General features: G+C 69.7%; 23 protein-coding genes and 1 pseudogene. 22 read left to right on the top strand and 2 right to left on the bottom strand.

Features of this window, described 5'->3' with window-relative positions; all coding sequences use genetic code 11:
• Nucleotides 1–31: 31 nt before the first annotated feature.
• From OG226_RS29310 to OG226_RS29245, 14 genes are all read left to right on the top strand, one after another.
• A complete protein-coding gene (locus tag OG226_RS29310; protein WP_329350517.1) occupies nt 32–748 on the top strand; it encodes a GntR family transcriptional regulator in 717 nt (238 codons plus the stop codon).
• Nucleotides 749–1,145: 397 nt separating this feature from the next.
• On the top strand, nt 1,146–1,607 hold the full coding sequence (locus OG226_RS29305) for a hypothetical protein (RefSeq protein ID WP_329350516.1): 462 nt from the start codon (nt 1,146–1,148) through the stop codon (nt 1,605–1,607).
• 186 nt (nt 1,608–1,793) lie between these two features.
• Nucleotides 1,794–2,060, top strand: a complete 267-nt coding sequence (locus OG226_RS29300) for a DUF6284 family protein (RefSeq protein WP_329350515.1) — start codon at nt 1,794–1,796, stop codon at nt 2,058–2,060.
• On the top strand, nt 2,057–2,941 hold the full coding sequence (locus OG226_RS29295) for a protein spdB (protein ID WP_329350514.1): 885 nt from the start codon (nt 2,057–2,059) through the stop codon (nt 2,939–2,941). Before OG226_RS29300 ends, OG226_RS29295 begins: the two co-directional genes overlap by 4 nt.
• Nucleotides 2,938–3,333, top strand: coding sequence for an RRQRL motif-containing zinc-binding protein (locus OG226_RS29290; RefSeq protein ID WP_329350513.1), 396 nt, complete (start codon nt 2,938–2,940; stop codon nt 3,331–3,333). Before OG226_RS29295 ends, OG226_RS29290 begins: the two co-directional genes overlap by 4 nt.
• A gap of 2 nt (nt 3,334–3,335) precedes the next feature.
• Nucleotides 3,336–3,653, top strand: coding sequence for a hypothetical protein (locus tag OG226_RS29285; protein WP_329350512.1), 318 nt, complete (start codon nt 3,336–3,338; stop codon nt 3,651–3,653).
• Nucleotides 3,654–3,655: 2 nt separating this feature from the next.
• Nucleotides 3,656–3,958, top strand: a complete 303-nt coding sequence (locus tag OG226_RS29280; RefSeq protein WP_329350511.1) for a hypothetical protein — start codon at nt 3,656–3,658, stop codon at nt 3,956–3,958.
• Between the two features lie 58 nt (nt 3,959–4,016).
• On the top strand, nt 4,017–6,134 hold the full coding sequence (locus tag OG226_RS29275) for an ATP-binding protein (RefSeq protein ID WP_329350510.1): 2,118 nt from the start codon (nt 4,017–4,019) through the stop codon (nt 6,132–6,134).
• 206 nt (nt 6,135–6,340) lie between these two features.
• Nucleotides 6,341–6,805, top strand: a complete 465-nt coding sequence (locus tag OG226_RS29270; RefSeq protein ID WP_329350509.1) for a hypothetical protein — start codon at nt 6,341–6,343, stop codon at nt 6,803–6,805.
• 86 nt (nt 6,806–6,891) lie between these two features.
• The gene (locus OG226_RS29265) at nt 6,892–7,797 is read left to right on the top strand and encodes a bifunctional DNA primase/polymerase (protein ID WP_329350508.1); all 906 of its coding nucleotides are present in this window, start codon (nt 6,892–6,894) and stop codon (nt 7,795–7,797) included.
• Nucleotides 7,794–8,150, top strand: a complete 357-nt coding sequence (locus OG226_RS29260; RefSeq protein WP_329350507.1) for a hypothetical protein — start codon at nt 7,794–7,796, stop codon at nt 8,148–8,150. Before OG226_RS29265 ends, OG226_RS29260 begins: the two co-directional genes overlap by 4 nt.
• Entirely contained in the window at nt 8,147–9,604 is a 1,458-nt protein-coding gene (locus OG226_RS29255) for a DNA primase family protein (protein WP_329350506.1), read from the top strand. Before OG226_RS29260 ends, OG226_RS29255 begins: the two co-directional genes overlap by 4 nt.
• A 26-nt stretch (nt 9,605–9,630) precedes the next feature.
• The gene (locus OG226_RS29250) at nt 9,631–9,903 is read left to right on the top strand and encodes a helix-turn-helix domain-containing protein (protein WP_329350505.1); all 273 of its coding nucleotides are present in this window, start codon (nt 9,631–9,633) and stop codon (nt 9,901–9,903) included.
• Between the two features lie 85 nt (nt 9,904–9,988).
• Nucleotides 9,989–11,254, top strand: a complete 1,266-nt coding sequence (locus OG226_RS29245) for a tyrosine-type recombinase/integrase (protein WP_329350504.1) — start codon at nt 9,989–9,991, stop codon at nt 11,252–11,254.
• A gap of 403 nt (nt 11,255–11,657) precedes the next feature.
• On the opposite strand, the pseudogene OG226_RS29235 reads toward OG226_RS29245, so the two are convergent.
• Nucleotides 11,658–12,050: pseudogene (locus tag OG226_RS29235) on the bottom strand (calcium-binding protein); the annotation flags it as partial.
• Between the two features lie 569 nt (nt 12,051–12,619).
• On the opposite strand from OG226_RS29235, the gene OG226_RS29230 reads away from it, so the two are divergent.
• Nucleotides 12,620–14,251 carry a penicillin-binding transpeptidase domain-containing protein gene (locus OG226_RS29230; protein ID WP_328682631.1) on the top strand — a complete coding sequence of 544 codons (1,632 nt, stop codon included), beginning with the start codon at nt 12,620–12,622 and terminating at the stop codon, nt 14,249–14,251.
• 136 nt (nt 14,252–14,387) lie between these two features.
• Nucleotides 14,388–16,067, top strand: coding sequence for a penicillin-binding transpeptidase domain-containing protein (locus OG226_RS29225; protein ID WP_328682630.1), 1,680 nt, complete (start codon nt 14,388–14,390; stop codon nt 16,065–16,067).
• A 63-nt stretch (nt 16,068–16,130) separates the two neighbouring features.
• Here OG226_RS29225 and OG226_RS29220 read toward each other — a convergent pair whose 3' ends face one another.
• Nucleotides 16,131–16,484, bottom strand: coding sequence for an SsgA family sporulation/cell division regulator (locus OG226_RS29220; RefSeq protein WP_328682628.1), 354 nt, complete (start codon nt 16,482–16,484; stop codon nt 16,131–16,133).
• A gap of 170 nt (nt 16,485–16,654) precedes the next feature.
• Between OG226_RS29220 and OG226_RS29215 the strand changes: the two genes are divergently transcribed.
• From OG226_RS29215 to OG226_RS29190, 6 genes are all read left to right on the top strand, one after another.
• The gene (locus tag OG226_RS29215) at nt 16,655–17,689 is read left to right on the top strand and encodes an energy-coupling factor ABC transporter permease (protein WP_329350503.1); all 1,035 of its coding nucleotides are present in this window, start codon (nt 16,655–16,657) and stop codon (nt 17,687–17,689) included.
• Nucleotide 17,690: 1 nt separating this feature from the next.
• The gene (gene cbiQ / locus OG226_RS29210) at nt 17,691–18,452 is read left to right on the top strand and encodes a cobalt ECF transporter T component CbiQ (protein WP_329350502.1); all 762 of its coding nucleotides are present in this window, start codon (nt 17,691–17,693) and stop codon (nt 18,450–18,452) included.
• Nucleotides 18,440–19,204 carry an energy-coupling factor ABC transporter ATP-binding protein gene (locus OG226_RS29205; RefSeq protein WP_329350501.1) on the top strand — a complete coding sequence of 255 codons (765 nt, stop codon included), beginning with the start codon at nt 18,440–18,442 and terminating at the stop codon, nt 19,202–19,204. Before cbiQ ends, OG226_RS29205 begins: the two co-directional genes overlap by 13 nt.
• Nucleotides 19,205–19,316: 112 nt before the next feature.
• A complete protein-coding gene (locus OG226_RS29200) occupies nt 19,317–19,781 on the top strand; it encodes an organic hydroperoxide resistance protein (RefSeq protein WP_328682622.1) in 465 nt (154 codons plus the stop codon).
• A 35-nt stretch (nt 19,782–19,816) separates the two neighbouring features.
• Entirely contained in the window at nt 19,817–20,989 is a 1,173-nt protein-coding gene (locus tag OG226_RS29195; protein ID WP_329350500.1) for a serine hydrolase domain-containing protein, read from the top strand.
• Between the two features lie 28 nt (nt 20,990–21,017).
• Nucleotides 21,018–21,458 (top strand): RidA family protein, encoded by a 441-nt coding sequence (locus OG226_RS29190; RefSeq protein ID WP_329350499.1) that lies wholly within the window; start codon nt 21,018–21,020, stop codon nt 21,456–21,458.
• Nucleotides 21,459–21,577: the final 119 nt, after the last annotated feature.

The following is a 21,577-nucleotide window of genomic DNA, read 5'->3' as shown; positions in this document are numbered from 1 at the left end:
GTCCAGCAAGGAGACACCGAGAGAGGCAGCCATGGCGCTACTGAAGTACGAGGAGATCGCGGAGTCACTACGCACCCGCATCGCCGCTGGCGAATTCGAGGCAGGCGATACGGTGCCATCCGGCCGTGACCTGGCAGAACAATGGTCGGTCTCCCGCGCGACCGTCATCAAAGCGATGGAAGTCCTACGGAACGACGGCGTTGTCGTTGCCAAGCAGGGGACAGGCTTCGTAGTCACGGGGACCCCGATCGCTCGACCGGCGGGCGCACGGCGAGCGGGTTCTGCTCGCATCGCCGGCGGCATGCCCTTCCTGCGCGTCGGCGAGCCGGACTGGGCAGAACCGCCTGCGCGAGTGGCTGCCGTACTGGGGTTGGACCAGGGTGTCACCGCGTTGCGGCGCATCCGGATTCTCCAGCTCCCGGACGGAAGTCCTCACAGCTACGCGGAAGCATGGTTCCCGCCCGAGATCGCCGAGGCGGCCCCCCGACTTGCGCAGACCGCACCCATCCCGGAGGGGACAACTCGATACGTGCGTCGGCAGACAGGCCGCTTCCCGGCGGAGGGGGTGGACGTGACCACGGTCCGCCTGGCAACCGATTCCGAAGTTGTCCATCTGGGACTGTCCGGCGTGACGGCGGTTGCCGTAGTGCTGCATACCGCCTACGACCAAGAGGGCCGGCCGCTCGTGTGCGAGGAAGGGGTCACGCCCTCCTCTCACTTCGAGCATGCGGAGAGCTATGCGATGTAAGCCAGAGTGAACCCATAGGGAAGCTGGACCGGTCCGCCGGTCCAGCTTTTTTCTTTCCTTTTTGCGCCCCTGAGCTGGACGGATAGTCAGTTCGCCGCACATGCAGGGGAGTTGGGACTTGACTGGACCGGTCCACCGGTCCAGTCTATGGATGTGCCCGGAGGAAAGCCCGCAGGGGTGAGTACGAAGGAAGCGCTGGTTGGTTGACAACTCAACAGGTGGGCCCCGTCTCCCCGAGTCGAAAAGACGGCCGCGCGGCCTGGTCCGCGCACGTTTCCTCAACTCCGCAGTGCCCGTGTGGCGTTGCGGCCGGTTGCCTCCCCCGCCCGTCCGGCTCTTCGCCGTACGGGCGGGGTGGCAGGGAGTCGGAACATCCCTTCCCCCTTTGGGAGTTCGCATGATCGCAACGCTCGTCGCCGTACTCGGCACGCTCGCCGGAACCATCGTGGCCGGATTCATGCAGCACGTGACCACGACTCGCACGACCCGCGCCGCCACGGCCGAACAGCGCCGCAGGGCGCTCGCCGACGCGATACCGGCCCTGCTCGCCGCGTTGGTCCGCCACCGCGAGCAGCAGTACCTGAAGATCGTGGCCCGCCGCGACGGACTGACCGACACCCCCGACACCCCCGACACCCGACAGGCCCGCTACGCGGCCCGCTCGCAGGTCACCAGCGCGATGGACACGCTGCACATGACCACCACCGACCCGGTCCTGTTGACGCTGGCGCAGGAAGCGGTGAACGCCGCGATGGCCCTCGGGGACGCCCCGGAAAGCGAGTTGGACGCGGCCGGCCTGCGGGCCCGTGTGGCACACACCGCACTGCGCACCGCAGGCGCCGAGCACGTCTACGCCTGACCCCCTGCACCGCCGCCCCGAAGGTCGCAGACCGGGTTCGACTCCCGGTCGGGGCGCTCCGGCCGCTGCTCAGCGGTCATGCCGCACGTCTGCGTGCGGCTCTTCCCCCAACGGCGTGCACCCCCGGAGCTGGAACTCCGGGGGTGCTGTTCGGGCCGTTCCACCTTCGAGAGGAACCACGACCCAATGAGCAACATCGTCACTGTTCAAGAGGCTGTTACCGCATTCGCCCCGTGGCTTGAGCCCACCGACGCGGAACTGGACGCGATCGACTCCGAGATGCCCGTCATCGCGGCGGAGGTCGACCTGATCGACGCGCAGATCCTCACGTTGGACCGCGCCCCCAGTGAGCTGGACCGCCAGCGCATCCGCCGTGCCCGGCGCCGACTCCTGACGGCCCGCCGTGAGCTGGCCAACCAGGGTGGCGAGGACACAGCGGGCGGTGTGGCATGAGGGCCAAGAACGCAAAGACCGTCCTGCCGGCCGTGGCGATGACGGCGGTGTCCATGGTGCTCACCCTCGCCGTGGTCATGATGTGGCTCGGCAGCGCGATGCCGTGGCCCGTCGCCCTCGTCGTCGGACTCGGCATCGACGGCGGATGGCTCGCCACCCTCGCCTACGAACGGCGCCTCGCCGCGCAGGGCGACCACTCCCGCACAGTGACGGGGGTCGGCTGGTGCTTCGGCGCCATCGCGGCCGGCGTCCTCGTCGCTCACGCCCTCACCGCCGAAGCATCCTCCGGCGCGTGGTTGGCGGTGGCGTGGCTGCCGATCGCGGCCAAGGCACTGTGGCTGGTCCACGGCATGTGGGAGCGCACCGCACTCACCCCGACCGCCCTGGACGCGATCCGGGGCATCCAGCAGGAAGCCCGCGACGAAGCCGCCGTCGCCCGCGCCCGCCTCCGGGCCGAAGCAGCCACGGAGACCACCCGGTTGACGGCCGTGACGCAGGCAGGGGCGAGCGTCGCACGCGTCCAGGCCAAGACCGCAGAGAGTCTGTCGCAGGCGTGGTCGACGCTGGAGACAGCCCGGCAGGGCGAGGACACCAGCAGGGCGCTGACCAGCGTGACGAGGCCCGTCACACCCGGCGTCACACCCGCCTGGGAACTCCCCGTGTGGGGCCGCTCCGAGCCCGTTCCCGCTCTCGGGTGGACACCGCCCACGCTGAGCGACACCGACCTTGAGTGGATCGTCACCAACATCATCGCCACCGAAGCCCAGAAAGGCCGGTCGGTCTCCTACCGGGAGGTGGCGACGCTGTTCCGGACAGCCGGACACTCCGCATCCGAGGTTCGCCTGCGGGCAGCCTGGAAGCGCGCGGTGGGGGCGGCATGAGTGCCGCCTACGGCAAGTGCTTCGACCCCTCCGGCGCCCGCTACGGCGTCCCCACCTTCCCCTGGAAGTACGCCCCCAGTGACGAGCAGTACGCCACCCGCCGCCAACTGCGGGCGCGTGGCCTGCGTCCGGGGGGTCAGCCGATAGCGGCGCAGGTCATGCGCATCAACCGCCGCGCCGGCACGGTCCGCGTCGCCTACCTCTACCGCATCGACCTCGCCCTGCCGGTACGGCCGATGACCTCGCGGAAGTGGGGTGCCCTCGCGCTGGCCATGCTCGCCCGCCAAACGTGCCCCATCTGCAAGGTCGTCTACAGCTACTGCATGCCGCGCTCACTCGGCTGCTGCGTGCTGTGCGCCTACCCCAACACCACTACTCCACAAGGGAGTTGAGCGTGTCCAAAGCCGAGATTCGCCGCCTGGACCGCGAGATCCAGAAGACCCAGAAGAAGCTGGAAGCGGTGCAGCGGGGCGAGTGGTGGCCGCTGACCGGCCGTGAACGCCTCGCCATGACGCGCGCGCTGACCAGTGGCGCCCGCAGCGTCCACAAGGGGCGCAGCACGGGCGGTGCCGAGAGCCGGATGGAGTCGATCGACTCCTCGGTCACGGCCCGGCTGAACGCCGAACTGACCGCCCTGCACACCGAGAAGCAGCGCCTGCTGACCGAGGCGGCCCGCGCGAAGGCCGCGAAGAAAGCGTCGGGGTGGTGGTGAGCGTGGACCAGCAGCGTTGCCACGCCGCCCACCCGCAGGACCCCACCCCCTGCACCGGCCCGCCCGCCGTGACCGTGCTGGACACGGCGGGCGCCGGCGCGGACGGATGCGAGCACCACGGCGCCCGCCTCCTCGCCTCCCTAGACGGGGGCAGCGTCCACGCCCTGCCCGACGCCCCCCAGGGCGCCGCGATCCGCGTGTTCAAGGCCGCCGACACGACCCGTCCGTTCTGCTGGTTCGACGGCCCCCGTAGTGAGCCGTCCCAGCTCAGCCGAGCCGAGAACCGCGCCCGGCACCAGCGCTGACCCCCTCGTCTTTCCTCGAACTCCCGCCCCGCACAGGGCAGTCAGGAGCAGTCCCAGCATGACCGAGAACGTCGTACGACTCGTCAAGAACCCCCCGGCCCCTTCTGAGCCGGACGCGGGTCCCACGGTCCTGACCGTGGTCCCCGACGCCCCGCCCGCGCCCCTGGTCCCACTGTGGGTGCGCTCCGGGCGGGCCGTGAAGACGGCGGTCACCCACGAGAACACCAAGTCCGCCGCCCGTGCGGTGGCCCGGCACAGCCTCTACACATTCAACGGCGGGCGGATCGTGGCCCGCCGCACCTGGGACGGCAAGACCGGTGCCCGCTACGAGCGCATGATCCGCACGGCGGAAGCCGCGGGGAACCTGGAAGCAGCCGAGGAGTGGGAGGAGCGGTTGCAGCGCTTCCGCCAGGCCCGCCACCACCGCCGCATGGACCTCCTCCACTCCCCGGTGGAAGCCGCCAAGGGTGTCGGGGTCGGCGTCGGCATGAGCGTCGGGGCGCTGGTCGCGCTCGGGGTCGTCATGGCCATCAACAACCACGACATCCGCGACGTGATCACGCCGTTGAAGGCGACGATCGACTTCATCGCCACCCTGATCCGCATCGTCCAGGTCGTCTGGCCCACCACCGTCATCCTCGGTCCGCTGTTCGCCCTGCTCGCCCTGTGGTCGGTGGGCAGCAAGCAGCAGGCCGCACCCCAGTGGGCCCTCCCCGCAGGCGTCCGCAACGGCGAGGGTGAACCGATCACCCCGTCCATCGTGGTCAAGGCACTGCGCGACCTGGGAGTACCCGCGCTGCGCAACGCCATCAAGGAGATGGGCGACGCCGGCGCGAGCATGCTCGGTCCGATCACGATCGCCGGATGCGGGGTCGAGGTCGACGTCACCCTGCCGTCCGGGGTGTCCACGGTCGAGGTCCAGCAGCGCCGCCGCAAGCTGGCAGAGAACCTGACGAGGCACGAGCACGAGGTGTTCATCACCATCCCGCAGGCCGCCCGCACCGTCCGGTTGTGGGTCGCCGACTCCGGGGCGCTGGACGAGCCGATCGGCCCCTCTCCCCTGGTCACCGACGAGACGATGACCGCCAACTACAAGACCGGAAAGGCCCCGTGGGGGCAGGACCTGCGCGGGGACGCGGCTCTGCTGTCCCTGTATCAGCGCCACCTGCTCGTCACCGGCCTGTCCAACCAGGGCAAGACCGCATCCCTGCGCTCCCTCGCCCTGTGGCTGGCGCTGGACAAGTCGGTCCAGTTCTGGATCGGTGACCTCAAGGGCATCGGCGACTGGAAGATGTTCAACGGCATCGCCGACGTCCTGATCGAAGGACCCACCGATGACCACGTCATCCAGGTCACCGAGATGGTCGAGGACGCGGTAGCGGAGATGAACCGGCGCCTGCTGGCACCGTCGGGCACCCAGTTCCCGCCGCTGATCGTCATCGTGGACGAAGCGCAGGTCGCGTTCATGTGCCCGGTCAAGGACGACGAGAAGCGCCCCTACGGCGGCTCGTCCTCGCTGTCGCGGTACTTCATGGCAGTCCGCAAGATCCACAACCAGGGCCGTGCGGTCGACGTGCTGCTGTGGCAGGGCACCCAGGACCCCACCGACCAGAACCTCCCCAAGCTGGTCCGCGAGGGCGCCCACACCCGCGCTTCCCTCGTGCTCGGCACGGAGTCGCAGGCCCGCATGGCGCTGGGAGACAAGGCCATCAACGGCGGTGCCGCCCCACACCTGCTCCGCCAGGGCCTCGACAAGGGAACCCTCGTCGTCGCCTCCGACGGCATCGAGATCCCCAAGGGCCAGACGTCGATCACCGTGCGCACACACTTCATCGACGACGACCCCGCCGACGTCATCGCCGCACGGGCAAAGGCACTGCGCTCCGGGGTCACCACGCTGCACGTCATCGAGCGGGGCGAGGAGCGTGACGCCCTCGCGGACATCCTCAGCGTGCTGGGCACCGATGCCCGGGTGCGGACCCAGGAAGTCATCACCCGCCTGGCGACGCTCGACGGTGACGCCTACGGCAAGTGGACCTTCGCCGACCTGAAGCGGGTTCTGGCGGACGTCGGCGACGAGCCGTACAAGTCCGACGGGGTCATGGTCGTTGGCCGTGACCGCGTCGCCCGCGCACTCGCCAACCGCCCCGACGAGGATTCCGCTTCCGCTTCCTGACGAAGGGAGGCGACACCTTCCGGGTCAGGGAGGCAGGGAGAACTCCCTGAACGCCTCCCTGACCCGCCTCCCTCGCCCTGACCTGCACGAATGATCATTCAGGGAAGCAGGGAGGCATCCCAGGCCAGACCCCTGAAACCCCCTCCACAGCGCCCCCGGCAGGGGGTGTCCCTGCCTCCCTGACCCATATCCGGAAGGGATTCCGCATGTACCCCGACGCTACCCCGCAGGACGCCGTGATGAGCGACGCCGAAGCGGCTACCGAGGCTCGCCGGATCATCGCCGACGCCTACCGACCCACCGCCTACCGTGACCCCAGCCCCGTCCCCGTCCGGGGCGACACCCCGCCCGTCGCGCAGCCGGGACGCCCCCCGATGAGCCAGGGCGCCACCGACGCGAGCGTGCTCATGCTCGCCGGCGGCGTTACCACCACCATGGTCGGCGGCACGGCGGCCGTGCTCATGTACGTGTCCCAGTTCGCCGACCCGCTCGTGTGCGGACTCGTCTTCGGAGCGCCCACCGCCCTGGTCCTCGCGCTCGCCCAGCTCCTCAAGGGCGCCAAGCCCGCCCCGGACGTCCACCACCACTACGACGGCCCCGTCTACCAGGACCAGCGCAACATCCAGACCCGGACCACCGGGGTGTGGGCCAAGACGAACAACGAGCAGTGACGCCAAGAGCGGCCCCCTATTCCGCCAAGAACCCGGGGCCGCTCTTGTCCAACCCGTCCTCAACAGACCTGTTGGAGGTCTCCAGCATGACCCATGACGCTCGATCCGCGCTGCTACACGCAGCGCTGGACGCCGCCGCGCGCGGCTGGCCCGTCATCCCGCTGCGCCCCCGCAGCAAGGTCCCCGCCCTGCACGGCGAACGCCGCTGCCCCCACACCGGCGCCTGCACCGACGGACACCGCACGTTCGAGCAGCGCGCCACCACCGACCCCGCCCGCATCGAACGCTGCTGGAGTGCGGGCCCGTTCAACGTCGGCATCGCCACCGGCCCCGCCGGCCTGCTCGTCGTCGACCTCGACACCCTCAAGCCCACAGACGATGACGGCACGCCTGACGGCGCGACGAACTTCCTGGCGCTCTGCGAGCGCGCCGGACACACCGCCCCCACCACCCGCCGCATCCGGACCCCCAGCGGAGGCGAGCACCTGTACTTCACCACCCCGCCCGACGTCAGGTTCGCCAACACCACGGGCACACTCGCCCACCACATCGACACCCGCGCGTGGGGCGGACAGGTGGTCGCCCCCGGCAGCAAGACGCCACAAGGCCCGTACACGGTCCTGGACGGGGCGCCCGTTGCAAACCTGCCTGAATGGCTACAAAAGGCTCTGACGGCCCCACAGAAGCCCGCCAGGGCCCCGATCCTGCCCGCACTGCCTCGCGACACCGACCGGTACGCGGCAACGGCACTGGAACGCGAAGTAGCCACCGTGGCGGCCACGTCCGAGGGCGGACGCCAGGCCGAACTCCTGCGCGCCGTACGGGCGGTGGGCCGGTTCGTGGCCTGGGGAGACCTCGACCGCGCCACCGTCGAAGCGGCCTTTACCTGCGGGGGTGAGTCGGCGGGACTCTCGCCGGCCGAGTGCCGCAACACCATCCGCAAGGCCCTGGACTACTCCATCCGCACGGCCTGGCCCCGGGAGACGGCATGACCACCCCTCGACCCCGCCCCGCAGGTAAAGGCATCACCACCACCCCGACCGGCCCCCGTCTCGCCGAACTCTCCTCGCCACAGGCGGACTTAGGCGAATCGAAGGGCGTCGCCGCAGGCGTCCCCACTGCTGTTCGCCCTGACCCGCAGCAGAGCGACGGGCGGTACCTCATCGCGTGGCTGACCATCTGCACCCCTCGCGGCGCCACCCCGACCGCCCGGTCGACGTGCCTCTGCGGCAGGGACCGCCGTGCGTTCGGCGCCCGCAAGGTACTCGCCCTGATCACCGACCACGCCGACCACCGCGACGCATGCCCGCTGCGGGCCCCGCAGGAAGGGAGGACGGCCGCATGATGAACCGCCCCGACACCCAGACCGAGGAACTGCCCCCGCCCTCCAACCCGTTGGCGGTCGCCCGCCGACTGCTGCCCGACTGGCAGAGCGAGGACGGCAAGCTCGTCTGCCGGCGCTGGCGTGCCTCATGGATGCGCTGGACCGGTACCTGCTGGCGCGAGATCGACGAGGCACAGATCCGCAAGGCCATGTACGAGCGCCTCGAACACGTCGTCTTCCTCGCCCCGACCAAGGACGGGGAGACCGAGGAACGCGACTGGGCACCCACGAAGCAAAAGATCAGCAACCTGTTGGATGCCCTCGGCTCCATCACCCTGGTCCCCACCGACACCGACGCCCCCTCGTGGATCGACGACCAGGGCGCCCCCGAGCGGGACCAGGGCCTGATCGTGGCCTGCGAGAACGGCCTGCTGCGCATCCACGACCGCGCCCTACTCCCGCACGGACCAGGCTTCTTCAACCTCGGCTCCGTGCCCTTCGCCTACGACCCCGCAGCACAGGCACCGACCTGGGAACGCTTCCTGGCGCAGGTCTGGCCCGACGACGCCGACGCCATCGCAGCACTCCAGGAATGGTTCGGCTACGTCCTCTCCGGCCGCACCGACCAACAGAAGATCCTGCTCATCGTCGGCCCCTCCCGCTCCGGCAAAGGCACCATCGCCCGCGTCCTGAAGACCCTCGTCGGAAAGGAGAACCTCGCCGGCCCCACACTCGCCGGACTCGGCACGAACTTCGGCCTGTCCACCCTCGTCGGCAAGCCCCTCGCGGTCATCTCCGACGCCCGCCTCTCCGGCAACGACAACAGCCAAGTCGTAGAACGGCTGCTGACCATCTCCGGCGAGGACACCATCGACGTCGACCGCAAGTACCGCGAGGTGTGGACCGGGAAACTGCCCACCCGGCTCATGTTGCTGTCCAACGAACTGCCGCACTTCGGCGACTCATCCGGCGTCATCGCCAAACGGTTCGTCCTGCTCAATATGCGGATGTCGTGGCTGGGCAAGGAAGATCCCATCCTCATCGACCGCCTCACCACAGAGATGCCCGGCATCCTCAACTGGGCACTGGACGGACTCGCCCGACTCCAACGCACCGGACGAATCACCCAACCGCAGTCCAGCCGCGAAGCGGTCACCACCATGCAGGACACCGCCTCACCCACCAGCGCATTCGTCCGCGAACGCTGCACCACCGGACCCACATGCAGCGTCCCCGTAGATGCCCTGTGGACGGTCTGGCGCGAGTGGGCCGAAGACAACGGCGTCCGCGCCGGCACCAAACAAGTCTTCGGCCGCAACCTGCTCTCCGTGGTCCCCCAACTCAACCGCACCCGCCCCCGCGACGAGTACGGCCGGCAGGTGGTCACCTACAACGGGATCACCCTCACTCAGTGCGAACCACATTTGCCTGAGTCGCGACTCATCGCGTCTCAAGACCCCTCTGAGTGCCGTTGAGTGCCGATGAGTTGCGACTCAGAGCAATGTATTTCCAACCTGCGGAGGACTCAGTGAGCGCGCCCGCCACCGTTCAAGCCGACCCCCGCGCCACCCTCCGGAGCGGCCTGCCAGACCGGTACCTCACCCCCGAAGACATCGCCGTGATCTTCAAGGTGCCCGTCGAAACCGTCTACCAGTGGCGCAAGAAGCGCACCGGACCGCCCGGATTCCGCATCGGCAAACACCTCCGCTACGACCCCACCGACGTCTGCGCCTACGTCACCGCACTCAAGACCGCCGATCAGGCCGCCGCCTGACCCAGCCACAACCACACAGCTCAACACCCCAGGGAGGGCCACACCGTGGCCCTCCCTTCCCATGCTCCGAAGGGACCACCGCCACATGGCAGGCCACATCCAAGACCGCTGGTACAAGACCGAAACGACCACTGCCGGCAGGACCGTCCGCACCAAGACCGACCGCCACGGAACCGGCCTGCGCTACCGCGCTCGCTACGTCGGCCCCGACGGCACCGAGAAGAGCAAGTCATTCCGTGACAAGGAACTGCGGCTGGCTAAGCAGTGGCTCGCGCAGATCGAAGCGGACATGTCTCGCGGACAGTACATCGACCCCCGCACCACACGGACCACGTTCCGGCAGTACGCCGAACGCTGGGTCAAGACTCACACCGGCGAGATCAACAGCCGCGAGGCTGCGGAGCGTCGACTCCGACTGCACGCGTACCCCCACATCGGCACCCGCCCGCTCGGCTCGTTCAAGCCCGAGCACATCCGGGCCTGGATCGCCGATCTGGAAAACACCGTGCCTGCGGAGTCACATCGCCGCATCATCGTCGGCACCGTGTCCGCAGCGCTGAGCGCAGCAGTTGAGGACGGCTTGCTGAGCAAGAACCCATGCCACGCCCGCTCGGTGACGCTCCCGAAACCGGGCAAGCCACGCGTCGACCCGTGGACGTCAGCGCAGGTATTCGCCGTACGCTCCGGTCTCCCCCACCGCTACCGGGCCACCGTGGATGCCGGGGCAGGTTGCGGACTTCGTCAGGGTGAGATCTTCGGCCTCGCAGTGGATGAACTCGACTACACGGGCGGTTGGCTGGCCGTGGGCCATCAACTCAAGCGCATCCGGGGCAAGTACGTCTTCGCACTGCCGAAGGGTGGAAAGACTCGCAACGTGCCGTTGCCCAAGGCCGTTGCTACCGCGCTCCGGGACCACTCGAAGGAGTTCGAGCCCATCGACGTGACGCTTCCGTGGCGCACACCTGATGGCCCCCTGGTGACGAAGCGACTCATCTTCAGCGGAGTCGGGGGAAGGCACGTCCGGGTGAGCAACTTCAACGATCACCACTGGAAGCCCGCTCTGGCCACCGCAGGCATCATTCCGGAACGGAAGGCAGGTGAGCGGTACGCGTCAGCCGCTGAGGACGGCATGCACGCGCTCAGGCACTTCTACGCGTCCGTCCTGCTGGACGCCGGCGAGAGCATCCGGGCCCTGAGTTCCTACCTCGGTCACGCCGACCCTGGGTTCACGCTCCGGACCTACACGCACCTCATGCCGAGCAGCGAGGGACGTACCCGGAAAGCGGTCGACAGCCTCTATCTGGCGTCGAATCCTCAAGATCACGGCCCAGGGACGGCCCAAGCCGCCTGAACCGGCCCCGCCTCAAGGTGAACGTGCTGGTCGGGGCCCCACCGGGCCCCACCACGCAGACTTCATCTACTTCTGGCCGCTGTACACGGGCACGGCGATCCCGATCGACCAGTGGCGGTCGCGGATGTGGTTGGACACCTGGGTCTAGCCCGCCCGTCAGTCCCGCTGGACGAAGTCGTCGGCGGGCCCGCCATCCAGTCCGTCCGTGCCGGGTCCGCCGTACAGCCTGTCCTTGCCGCCGTCGAATCTGCCGCCGCCGCGGTTGTCGCCGTAGAGGGTGTCGTCGCCGCTGTCGCCGCGGAGCACGTCGTCGCCGACGCCGCCGTACAGCTGGTCGTCGCCGGGGCCGCCGTAGAGCGTGTCGTCGCCCTGCTCGCCGCTCAGGCTCCGGTCGCCCCCCGCTGCCGCGGAGCACGTCGTCGCCGGGGCCGCCGTAGAGTGTGTCGTCGCCCTGCTCGCCGCTCAGGCTCCGGTCGCCCCCGCTGCCGCGGAGCACGTCGTCGCCGGGGCCGCCTCGTGCGCCGGCGCCCTCGCCGACCGCGTGGATCGTGTCGTCGCCCCTGCCGCCTTCGGCATACCCGCCGGCCCGCACCGTGATGGTGTCGTCGCCGTTGTCGCCGTAGACGGCCTGGGCCTCGCGGGCGGTGCCGGTCCAGGTGTCCTCGCCCGCGCCGAGGTGGACCACGTTGTGGCCCAGACAGCCATGGGCGTCACCGGGGATGTCGTTGTGCACGACGGCGGAGTCGCCTTCGTCGCCGAGGTTCAGCAGGAGTGTGGGGTACGGGTCCGTCGCCATCTCCTCGATCACGATCGTGCAGGCGACCTCGGTGCGGTCCTCGGCGTCGGGGGAGACGCAGCCGGGCCCCGACGGGCGGATCGGGACCACGTCGTCGATCAGGTGGGTGACGACCAGTCCCTGACTGTCCGACGTCTCGGTGACGGTCACGTGGTTGGCCTGATGCCGGACGGCCGTGTAGACGACCTCGCCGCGCACCACGGCCTTCGCCGGCGGCCCCTTGTACGGCGCGGGCCCGGGGATCACCACGACCCGCACCACAACGCCCAGCGCCACCACCAGAGTTGCCACCACCGCGACCCGCACCACCCGGTGCCCGCCGAGTCGGGAGAACATCGTGCCGCCTCCGTGGGCCGGGATGTCGGATCCGGCACCACGACCGACCCTCAACCCCCACTCCCGGTTGCCCGATATCCCCCACTGTTCGCCGTACGTTCACATACGTGGCCCACCCGACCGCGCAATTCAGTCAGCTGATCTCCGTTAGGACAACAAAAGGCAACACCCCTCACAGCTTTCCCCCACGCCACCTACAGTTCGAAGGACTGATAACGGGGAGGGACAGGGGCATGCGCAAGGGGGTAAAGGCCGCCGTCATCGGCAGTGTGTTCGCTGTGATGGTGGGCGGGGCGGGGTACGGGGCGTTCAACGTCGTGTCCGCGTTGGGGGGTTCGGACGGGGTCGACGGGATCGGTGGGGCCTCGGCCAAGAAGACCGGGCCGCCCAGCGGCAGTGAGGTCAAGGAGACGACGAAGAAGTTCTTCGCCGCCTGGGAGAGCGGGAACGCGGTGTCCGCCGCGTCGTACACGAACAACGACGCCGCCGCCGACCTCGTCCTGGGGTCGTACAGCGGGGCCGGTCACATCACCAAGGTGAAGATCACGCCCGGTACGGCGACCGGGGCCACCGTGCCGTTCGGCGTGCGGGCCACGGTGTCGTACAAGGGCATCTCCAAGCCGCTCGGTTACCGCAGTCAGCTGACCGTCGTACGCGGGAAGACGACCGGGCGGGCCCTCGTCGACTGGCAACCGGCCGTCGTGCACCCGGAGTTGAAGACCGGCGACACGTTCGTCACCGGGGAGTCCGCGAGTCCGGCGATCGAGGCCGTGGACCGGGACGGGGTCGTGGTGACGAAGGAGAAGTACCCCTCCCTCGGGCCGATCCTGGACGAGTTGCGTGCCAAGTACGGTGACAAGGCGGGCGGTACGCCCGGTATCGAGCTGTCGATCAAGCACGCCGTCGCGGACTCGGCCGCCACCACGCTGCTGACCCTGGAGAAGGGCAAGGCCGGCAAGGTGCGCACGACGCTCAGCGCGAGCGTGCAGGCCGCCGCCGAGAAGGCCGTGACGAAGTACTCGGAGTCGTCCGTCGTGGCCCTTCAGCCGAGCACCGGGCAGGTGCTGGCGATCGCCAACAACCGCGACGACGGCTTCAACGCCGCGTTCCTGGGGCAGTTGGCGCCCGGCTCGACGATGAAGATCATCAGTGCCGCCACGTTCATCGACAACGACATCACGACGATGAACGGCCCGGCGCCCTGCACGCCCGACGCGGTCTGGCAGAGCCAGACCTTCCACAATCTGACGGGCCTCAAGCCGGACCTGGGCGCCACGCTCGCGGACAGCTTCGCCCGCTCCTGCAACACGGCCTTCGTGAAGTACGCCGACTCGGTCAAGGTGGACTCCCTGACCAAGGAGGCCGAGGACCGCTTCGGACTCGGCCGGGACAACTGGAAGACCGGCATCCCGTCCTTCGACGGCTCGGTCCCCGCGTCCGGCGGCCCGGACACCGCGGCCAACCTGATCGGCCAGGGCCAGGTGCAGATGAGCCCGCTGAACATGGCGTCGGTCACGGCGACCGCGAAGACGGGCACGTTCCGCCAGCCGATCCTCGTCGCGCAGAGCCTCGACGACCGCCAACTGGCCACCGCCCGGGGCCTGTCGGCGAGTACGTCGGCCCAGCTGCGGGCGATGATGAACCGCACGGCGATCAGCGGCACCGCGGCGGGCATCATGTCCGGGCTCGGCGGCAGCATCGGCGCGAAGACGGGATCGGCCGAGGTGGACGGGCAGTCCAAGTCCAACAGCTGGTTCACCGGCTACCGCGACGACGTGTCGGCGGCGGCCATGACCCAGGACGGCGGCCACGGCATCGACGCCGCGGGCCCGATCGTCCGGGCGGTACTGGCGGCGGGTGGCTGAACTCACCCCCGTGAGACGGGAACTCACCCGCACAGGACGGGACTCTAAGGTGTGCCCCGTCGTTGGGGCGTGTGAGGGCTGAGACGGGGCCGAGTGACGGCGGGGGCCCAAAGGGATTCGCGGAGGATCGGGAACTGTGGGCACGAGGGGCAAGAAGAAGGTCGTCGCCGAGCGGCGCAAGGCGAGACCCGCCGTGGTCGGCGGGGTGATCGCCGTGGCCGTCGTCGGCGCGGGCGTCGGCGCCTACGCACTGTACGACGGCGGGGCCTCGGCCGAGGCGGGCACGTCAACCACCGCCGACCACAAGGCGATCAGGACGGGCCCGCTGTCGGCGACCGAGGTGCAGACGACCGCGAAGCGGTACCTGGCCGACTGGCAGCAGGGCAAGGTCGCCCAGGCCGCCGCGACGACGGACAGGTCGACGGCAGCCGCCGCCCTGCTCACCGGGTACACGAAGAACGCCCACATGAAGGGCATCACCGTCACCGAGGGCGCCCGCACCGGCACCAAGGTCCCCTTCTCCGTGAAGTGCACGGTGTCGTACAAGGGCATCAACAAGCCCATGACGTACGCCACTTCGCTCACCGTCGTGCGCAGCGCGAAGGACGGCAAGCCGTACGTCCAGTGGCACGCCTCCGTCGTCCACCCGGACCTCGCGGACGGCGACACCCTGGTGACGGGCGAGTCCGGCACTCCGCCGATCAAGGCCTACGACCGTGACGGCGGCGAGCTGACGACGGCCAAGTACCCGTCGCTGGGGCCGGTGTTGGACGGGCTGCGGGAGAAGTTCGGCAAGAAGGCCGGCGGCAAGGCGGGCATCGAACTCCAGGTGATCCGGGGCAAGAAGTCCAAGCAGTCCGACAAGACGCTCGTCGAGCTGAGCAAGGGCACGCCGGGCAAGGTGAGGACGACGCTCAGCCCGACGCTCCAGGCGGCGGCCGAGACACAGGTCACCAAGCAGAAGAACTCCTCGGTCGTGATGATGCGCCCGTCGACCGGCGAGATCCTGGCCGTAGCGAACGCCTCGCACGGCTTCAACGTGGCCTTCCAGGGCTCCCTCGCCCCCGGTTCCACGATGAAGGTCGTGACGTCGACGATGCTCTTCGAGAAGAACCTGATCACCCCGGACGCGTCGCACCCCTGCCCCAAGACGTACAAGCTGGCGGGCTGGACCTTCCACAACGACGACGACTCGGAGATCAAGAAGGGCACGTTCAAGATGGCCTTCGGGGCCTCCTGCAACAACGCCTTCATCAACTTCGCGCCCAAGCTGTCGAACAGCGACCTGACGACGGAGGCCCAGCAGGTCTACGGCCTCGGCATGAACAACTGGGCCATCGGCGTCCCCACCTTCGACGGCTCGGTCCCGGTGCAGAGCGGCGCGCAGATGGGCGCCTCGCTGATCGGCCAGGGCGGGGTCCGCATGAACCCGCTGAACATGGCGTCGGTCGCCGCCACCGTCGACACGGGCACCTTCCACCAGCCGTACCTGGTCTCCCCGACGGTCGACAACCGCACGATCGCGAAGGCCTCGCGCACGATGTCGTCGACGACGCAGTCGGAGCTGAAGGAGGTCATGAAGTACACGGCGGACTACGGCACGGCGGCGCAGGCGATGTCCGGGCTCGGTCCGGACTACGGCGCGAAGACCGGCTCGGCGGAGGTCGACGGCCAGAAAAAGCCCAACGGCTGGTTCACCGCGTACAAGGGCGACCTCGTCGCCGCGGGCGTCGTCCAGGCGGGTGGCCACGGCGGCGACACGGCGGGCCCGATCGTGGCGGCCCTGCTCAAGCTGGGCAGCAGCCTCGGCGGCTGACCCCCGGCCTGAGCCCGCTGAGCCCCTGAACGTCCCCGGGGCTCAGCTGATCCTCTGTGCGGGTCAGCCGGCGACCGGCGTGGTGGCCGTATAGGTCCGCCGCAGGAACCGCATGATCGTCTTCGTCTCGAACTGGACGACGGAGACGCCCTGTTCGGAGTGGAACTCGACCACGGCCTGCACCCGCCCGCACGGCCACACCCGCACCTCGCCGCTGCCGGCCGGGGCACGCAGCCCCTGCTCCAGCAGCGCCCGGTCGAAGGTCCATTCATGCGGTCCGGGCAGGCCGATACGGACGGCTCGGGGATCGGATTCGGGGTCGTACCGCAGGACGACCGGCACCGCGTCACGGTCCAGCCGGTCCACGTCCTCGTCGGTGACGATATGGGCTCGCGCGTACTGTTCGACTACGGACATCGGGCGGCCCCTTACGCTGAGTGACCTGTGTGAAAGCTATGCATCCGCTTCCACTACCCAAATGTCGCACATTTTCTCGGGAGCGCCCCTCGGGGCGACAGATCTCACATATCGGCAAGAGACTTCCTCGCTCTTGCAAAGGACTCGCAACAAGCATCTAAAATCATCCCGTGCATGTGCCTGACGGATTCATAGACGCCCCCGTATCCGCCGCGACCGGAGTGGTCGCCGCGGCAGCCATCGCCGTGAGCCTGCGCGGTGCCCGCCGCGAACTCGACGAACGGACGGCGCCGCTCGCGGGCCTGGTCGCCGCGTTCATCTTCGCCGTGCAGATGCTCAACTTCCCGGTCGCGGCCGGCACCAGCGGCCACCTCCTGGGCGGCGCGCTGGCCGCGATCCTGGTCGGCCCCTACACCGGCGTGCTCTGCGTCTCGGTCGTCCTCCTCATGCAGGGCATCCTGTTCGCGGACGGCGGCCTGACCGCGCTCGGCGTGAACATCACCGACATGGCGATCACGACGACGGTCGTGGCCTACGCCGTCTTCCGCGGCCTGGTGAAGGTGCTGCCCCGCACCCGCCGCTCGATCACCGCCGCGTCCTTCACCGCGGCTCTGCTCTCCGTCCCCGCCGCCGCCCTCGTCTTCACCCTCCTCTACGCCCTCGGCGGCACCACCGACGTCTCCCTCGGCAAGGTCGCCACCGCGATGATCGGCGTCCACGTCCTCATCGGCGTCGGCGAGGCCGCGATCACCGCGCTGACGGTCGGCGCCGTGATCGCCGTACGCCCGGATCTCGTCCATGGCGCACGCGGCCTGGAGCAGCGCCTCAAGCTGCGCGTGAACGGTGAACTCGTGGACGCGACACCGCGGTTGGAGCCGGTCGCCGCCCCCCGGACCTCCCGCCGCGGACTGTGGATCGGTGGCCTGGTCACGTCCCTCCTCCTCGCCGGTTTCGTGAGCTTCTACGCCTCCTCGAACCCCGACGGCCTGGAGAAGGTGGCCGCCGACCACGGCATCGACCAGAAGGCGAAGGAGCACACCTCGGCCGACTCCCCGCTGGCCGACTACGGCGTGCGCGACATCGACGACGCCCGGCTCTCCGGCGGCCTCGCGGGCGTGATCGGCGTGGGCGTCACGGTCGTGGCGGGCACGGGCGTCTTCTGGGCGGTCCGCAAGCGTCGCAGCACCACCTCGCAGGCGGCCTGACATGGGCGCGGGCCACGCCCACCGCCTCTACCGACACGGCCACTCCCCCGTCCACGCGCTGCCCCCGCACACCAAACTGGCCGCCGTCTTCGCCTTCGTGGTGGTCGTGGTGTCGACCCCGCGCGAGGCGATGTGGGCGTTCGGCGGGTACGCGGTACTGCTGGGGCTGGTCGCGTACGCGGCCCGCGTCCCCGCGGCCTTCCTCCTCCGCCGCCTGCTGATCGAGATCCCCTTCGTGGCGTTCGCGGTCCTCATGCCCTTCGTGGCGGAGGGCGACCAAGTGACCGTCCTGGGCGTGCAGTTGAGCGTGAACGGCCTCTGGGGCGCGTGGAACGTCCTCGCGAAGGGCACCTTGGGCGTAGCCGCCTCGGTCCTCCTCGCCGCGACCACCGAACTCCGCGAACTCCTCCTGGGCCTCCAGCGGTTGAAGCTCCCACCCCTCCTCGTCCAGATCGCGTCCTTCATGATCCGCTACGGCGATGTCATCACGGACGAGATGCGGCGGATGCGGATCGCCCGCGAGTCACGGGGTTTCGAGGCCCGGGGCATCCGCCACTGGGGTGTGCTCGCGAAGTCGGCGGGCGCGTTGTTCATCCGCTCCTACGAACGCGGGGAGCGGGTCCATCTGGCCATGGTGAGCCGGGGTTACACCGGTTCGATGCCGGTGATCGACGAGGTGACGGCGTCCCGGGCCCAGTGGTCGTACGCCTTCGCTCTGCCCTGTACCGCCCTTGCCGTATGCCTGTTGGGATGGACGCTGTGACCGGTTCGCTTTCGCTGGAGGTCTCCGGGCTGGCCTTCGCCTACCCCGACGGCCAACAGGCCCTGTTCGGCGTCGACTTCACTGTCGCGCGCGGCGAACGGGTCGCCCTGCTCGGCCCGAACGGCGCCGGCAAGACCACCCTCGTCCTGCACCTCAACGGCATCCTCACGGCCGGCGCCGGAACGGTGACGGTGGCCGGACTCCCGGTCGGCAAGCGGCACATGGCGGAGATCAGGCGCCGGGTCGGGATCGTCTTCCAGGACCCCGACGACCAGCTGTTCATGCCGACGGTCCGGGAGGACGTGGCGTTCGGCCCGGCGGCGGCCGGGATGAAGGGCGCCGAGCTGGAGCAACGGGTGCGTACGGCACTGGAGTTGGTCGGGATGGCGGGCTTCGCGGACCGTCCCCCGCACCACCTGTCGTTCGGGCAGAGGCGGCGCGTCGCGGTCGCCACAGTCCTGGCGATGGAACCGGAGATCCTCGTCCTGGACGAGCCCTCCTCCAACCTCGACCCCGCCTCCCGTCGCGAACTGGCCGACATCCTGCGGTCGTTGGACGTGACGGTCCTCATGGTCACCCACGACCTGCCGTACGCACTGGAGTTGTGCCCGCGCGCGCTGGTCCTCAGCGAGGGCGTGATCGCGGCGGACGGGAAGACCGGCGAGCTCCTCTCCGACGACGCGTTGATGCGGGCGCATCGCCTGGAGCTGCCCTTCGGGTTCGACCCGCGGTCCGTGACGATGGGCGCGTGACGTTACCGACGGTCATCACCCCCGGGTGGACACGGCTGTGCTACCGGTCAGTATCTTGGGCGCGAAGGAGCCGCGCGCGCTCGTGCTTTCCGTCCCCGGGGGAGGTCCCGCCATGACCGACGACACCGCTGTCACCACCGACACCGCTGTCGACACCCGCCCGACGAAGATCATGTACGTCGCCGAGGCCACCGCCCACGGCGGCCGGGACGGCTTCGTCAGCAGCCAGGACGGCCAGCTCGCCCTCCAGGTCGCGATGCCCCCGGCGCTGGGCGGCGACGGCAACGGCACCAACCCCGAACAGCTCTTCGCGGCCGGCTACAGCTCCTGCTTCCACAACGCGCTGGTCCTGGTCGGCCGTAGGGCGGGCTTCGACCTGACCGGTTCCACGGTCGCCGCGAAGGTCGGCATCGGCCCCAACAAGCAGCGCGGCTACGGCCTCGCGGTCGCCCTGAGCGTGTCCCTGCCGGTCCTCGACCAGGACATCGCGGCGAAGCTGGTGGACGCGGCGCACGAGGTCTGCCCGTACTCGAACGCGACCCGCGGGAACATCGACGTGACGATCCTGCTTGGTTGAGAGAGAGGCCGGACGGCAGAACTGGGAGCGCGGACGTGGACGTGAACGGCGTGGTGGCCGAGGGCTTCGAGCCGGTCAGGGACGCGTTCGTACGGAACTTCGAGGCGCGCGGGGACCGGGGCGCGGCGGTGACGGTGTACCGGCACGGGCACCGGGTCGTGGACCTCTGGGCAGGCACGAAGGACGTGGACGGCACCGAGCCCTGGGAACAGGACACGGCCCAGATCGTCCGCTCGGCGACGAAGGGCGTGGCAGCCGGCGTACTCCTGCTGCTGGCGCAGCGCGGGGAACTGGACCTGGACGCTCCGGTGGGCGAGTACTGGCCTGAGTACAAGGCGGCCGGCAAGGAGCGCACCCTGGTGTGGCACCTGCTGGCCCACCGCGCGGGCGTGCCGGTGCTGGACCGCCCGCTGACCCCGGAGCAGGCCGCCGACCCGGTGCTCAGCGCGACGGCGGTGGCGGCGCAGGCACCGGCTTGGGAGCCGGGCACGGACCACGGGTACCACGCGCAGACGTACAGCTGGCTGACCGGTGAACTGGTTCGCCGGGTGACGGGCAGGTCGATCGGCGAGTGGATCGCGGGCGAGATCGCGGGCCCGGTCGGGGCGGACCTGTGGGTGGGCCTGCCGGCGTCCTCGGCGAACCGGGTGGGCCGGGTCGCACAGCTGGAAGCCGCGACAACGGACGCGAGCGCTCTCCGCACCCGCCCCAAGCGCTCGGTCTCCGAGGCGTACGCGAACCCCGACTCCCTCACCCGGCGCGCGTTCGGGGCGATCACCCCGATGCCGGACGAGAACGACCCGGCGTACCGGGCGGCCGAACTCCCCGCGTCGAACGGCATCGCGACGGCGGACGGCCTGGCCCGTTTCTACGCGTCACTGATCGGTGAAGTCGACGGCGGGGTATGCCTGTTCACCCCCGCGACGGTCCAACTGGCCCGCGCAGAACGCTCGTCGGGCCCGGACCGCGTCCTCATCGTGAACACCCGCTTCGGCCTGGGCTACATGCTGCACGGCAGCGCGTCCCCTCTCCTCTCGGAGACCTCCTTCGGCCACCCGGGCCGAGGCGGCGCACTGGGCTTCGCGGACCCCGAGTCGGGCATCGCGTTCGGCTACGTCACGAACGGCTTCCGCAAGAGCGTGACGGCGGACCCGAGAGCGCAGGCGCTGGTACGGGCGGTACGGACATCTTTGGCATCAGCGGAATGAACCGGCCCGACCGAAGGGTTCCCCGTCCATGACGCCCAAGAACGCCGACACCGCCACCGCCCCCTCCACCGACGCCCGCACGATCACCAACCCGCCCACGCTCCACGACCCGACCCCGTTCGGCTACAGCCACGCGGTCTCGGCACCCGGTGAACTCGTCTTCATCGCCGGCCAGTACGCCTCCGACGAGACGGGCACACCGGTACCGGGCGACTTCGCGGCACAGGTGGAGTTGGCGTTCACCCGCCTGCGATCAGCGCTGGCGGGAGTGGACCTGGACTTCGAACACGTGGTCCGCCTGGGCACGTTCATCGTCGACCACGACCTCACCAAGCTCGAAACCCTGGGCAAGGCCCTGCACGCAAACTTCGGCGACCGCCTCCCGGCCCAGACCCTCAGCGGCGTCGCGTCCCTCGCCCTGCCCGGGATGCTGTTCGAGGTGGACGCGGTGGCGGTACGCCGTCCCTGACGGACAGTCGGCACCACTTTGGGCGACATGCTGCGGGGAGGGTCGCGCAGGTCCACCTGAATCAACAGGCCAATCCAGCCCCGGCGACGGGCCTCGCGGACGACACGGCGGGAGCGCCA

This window comes from Streptomyces sp. NBC_01261 (assembly GCF_036226385.1).
In the GTDB taxonomy this organism is placed as follows: domain Bacteria; phylum Actinomycetota; class Actinomycetes; order Streptomycetales; family Streptomycetaceae; genus Streptomyces.
This window is presented reverse-complemented; position numbering and strand designations above follow the sequence as displayed.

Bases quoted from the DNA above. Each gene is read 5' to 3' on its own strand.
- OG226_RS29310 (WP_329350517.1), top strand. From the start codon at position 32: ATGGCGCTACTGAAGTACGAGGAGATCGCGGAGTCACTACGCACCCGC.
- OG226_RS29305 (WP_329350516.1), top strand. From the start codon at position 1,146: ATGATCGCAACGCTCGTCGCCGTACTCGGCACGCTCGCCGGAACCATC.
- OG226_RS29300 (WP_329350515.1), top strand. From the start codon at position 1,794: ATGAGCAACATCGTCACTGTTCAAGAGGCTGTTACCGCATTCGCCCCG.
- OG226_RS29295 (WP_329350514.1), top strand. From the start codon at position 2,057: ATGAGGGCCAAGAACGCAAAGACCGTCCTGCCGGCCGTGGCGATGACG.
- OG226_RS29290 (WP_329350513.1), top strand. From the start codon at position 2,938: ATGAGTGCCGCCTACGGCAAGTGCTTCGACCCCTCCGGCGCCCGCTAC.
- OG226_RS29275 (WP_329350510.1), top strand. From the start codon at position 4,017: ATGACCGAGAACGTCGTACGACTCGTCAAGAACCCCCCGGCCCCTTCT.
- OG226_RS29270 (WP_329350509.1), top strand. From the start codon at position 6,341: ATGTACCCCGACGCTACCCCGCAGGACGCCGTGATGAGCGACGCCGAA.
- OG226_RS29265 (WP_329350508.1), top strand. From the start codon at position 6,892: ATGACCCATGACGCTCGATCCGCGCTGCTACACGCAGCGCTGGACGCC.
- OG226_RS29260 (WP_329350507.1), top strand. From the start codon at position 7,794: ATGACCACCCCTCGACCCCGCCCCGCAGGTAAAGGCATCACCACCACC.
- OG226_RS29255 (WP_329350506.1), top strand. From the start codon at position 8,147: ATGATGAACCGCCCCGACACCCAGACCGAGGAACTGCCCCCGCCCTCC.
- OG226_RS29250 (WP_329350505.1), top strand. From the start codon at position 9,631: ATGTATTTCCAACCTGCGGAGGACTCAGTGAGCGCGCCCGCCACCGTT.
- OG226_RS29245 (WP_329350504.1), top strand. From the start codon at position 9,989: ATGGCAGGCCACATCCAAGACCGCTGGTACAAGACCGAAACGACCACT.
- OG226_RS29230 (WP_328682631.1), top strand. From the start codon at position 12,620: ATGCGCAAGGGGGTAAAGGCCGCCGTCATCGGCAGTGTGTTCGCTGTG.
- OG226_RS29220 (WP_328682628.1), bottom strand. From the start codon at position 16,484: ATGTCCGTAGTCGAACAGTACGCGCGAGCCCATATCGTCACCGACGAG.
- cbiQ (WP_329350502.1), top strand. From the start codon at position 17,691: ATGGGCGCGGGCCACGCCCACCGCCTCTACCGACACGGCCACTCCCCC.
- OG226_RS29205 (WP_329350501.1), top strand. From the start codon at position 18,440: ATGGACGCTGTGACCGGTTCGCTTTCGCTGGAGGTCTCCGGGCTGGCC.
- OG226_RS29200 (WP_328682622.1), top strand. From the start codon at position 19,317: ATGACCGACGACACCGCTGTCACCACCGACACCGCTGTCGACACCCGC.
- OG226_RS29190 (WP_329350499.1), top strand. From the start codon at position 21,018: ATGACGCCCAAGAACGCCGACACCGCCACCGCCCCCTCCACCGACGCC.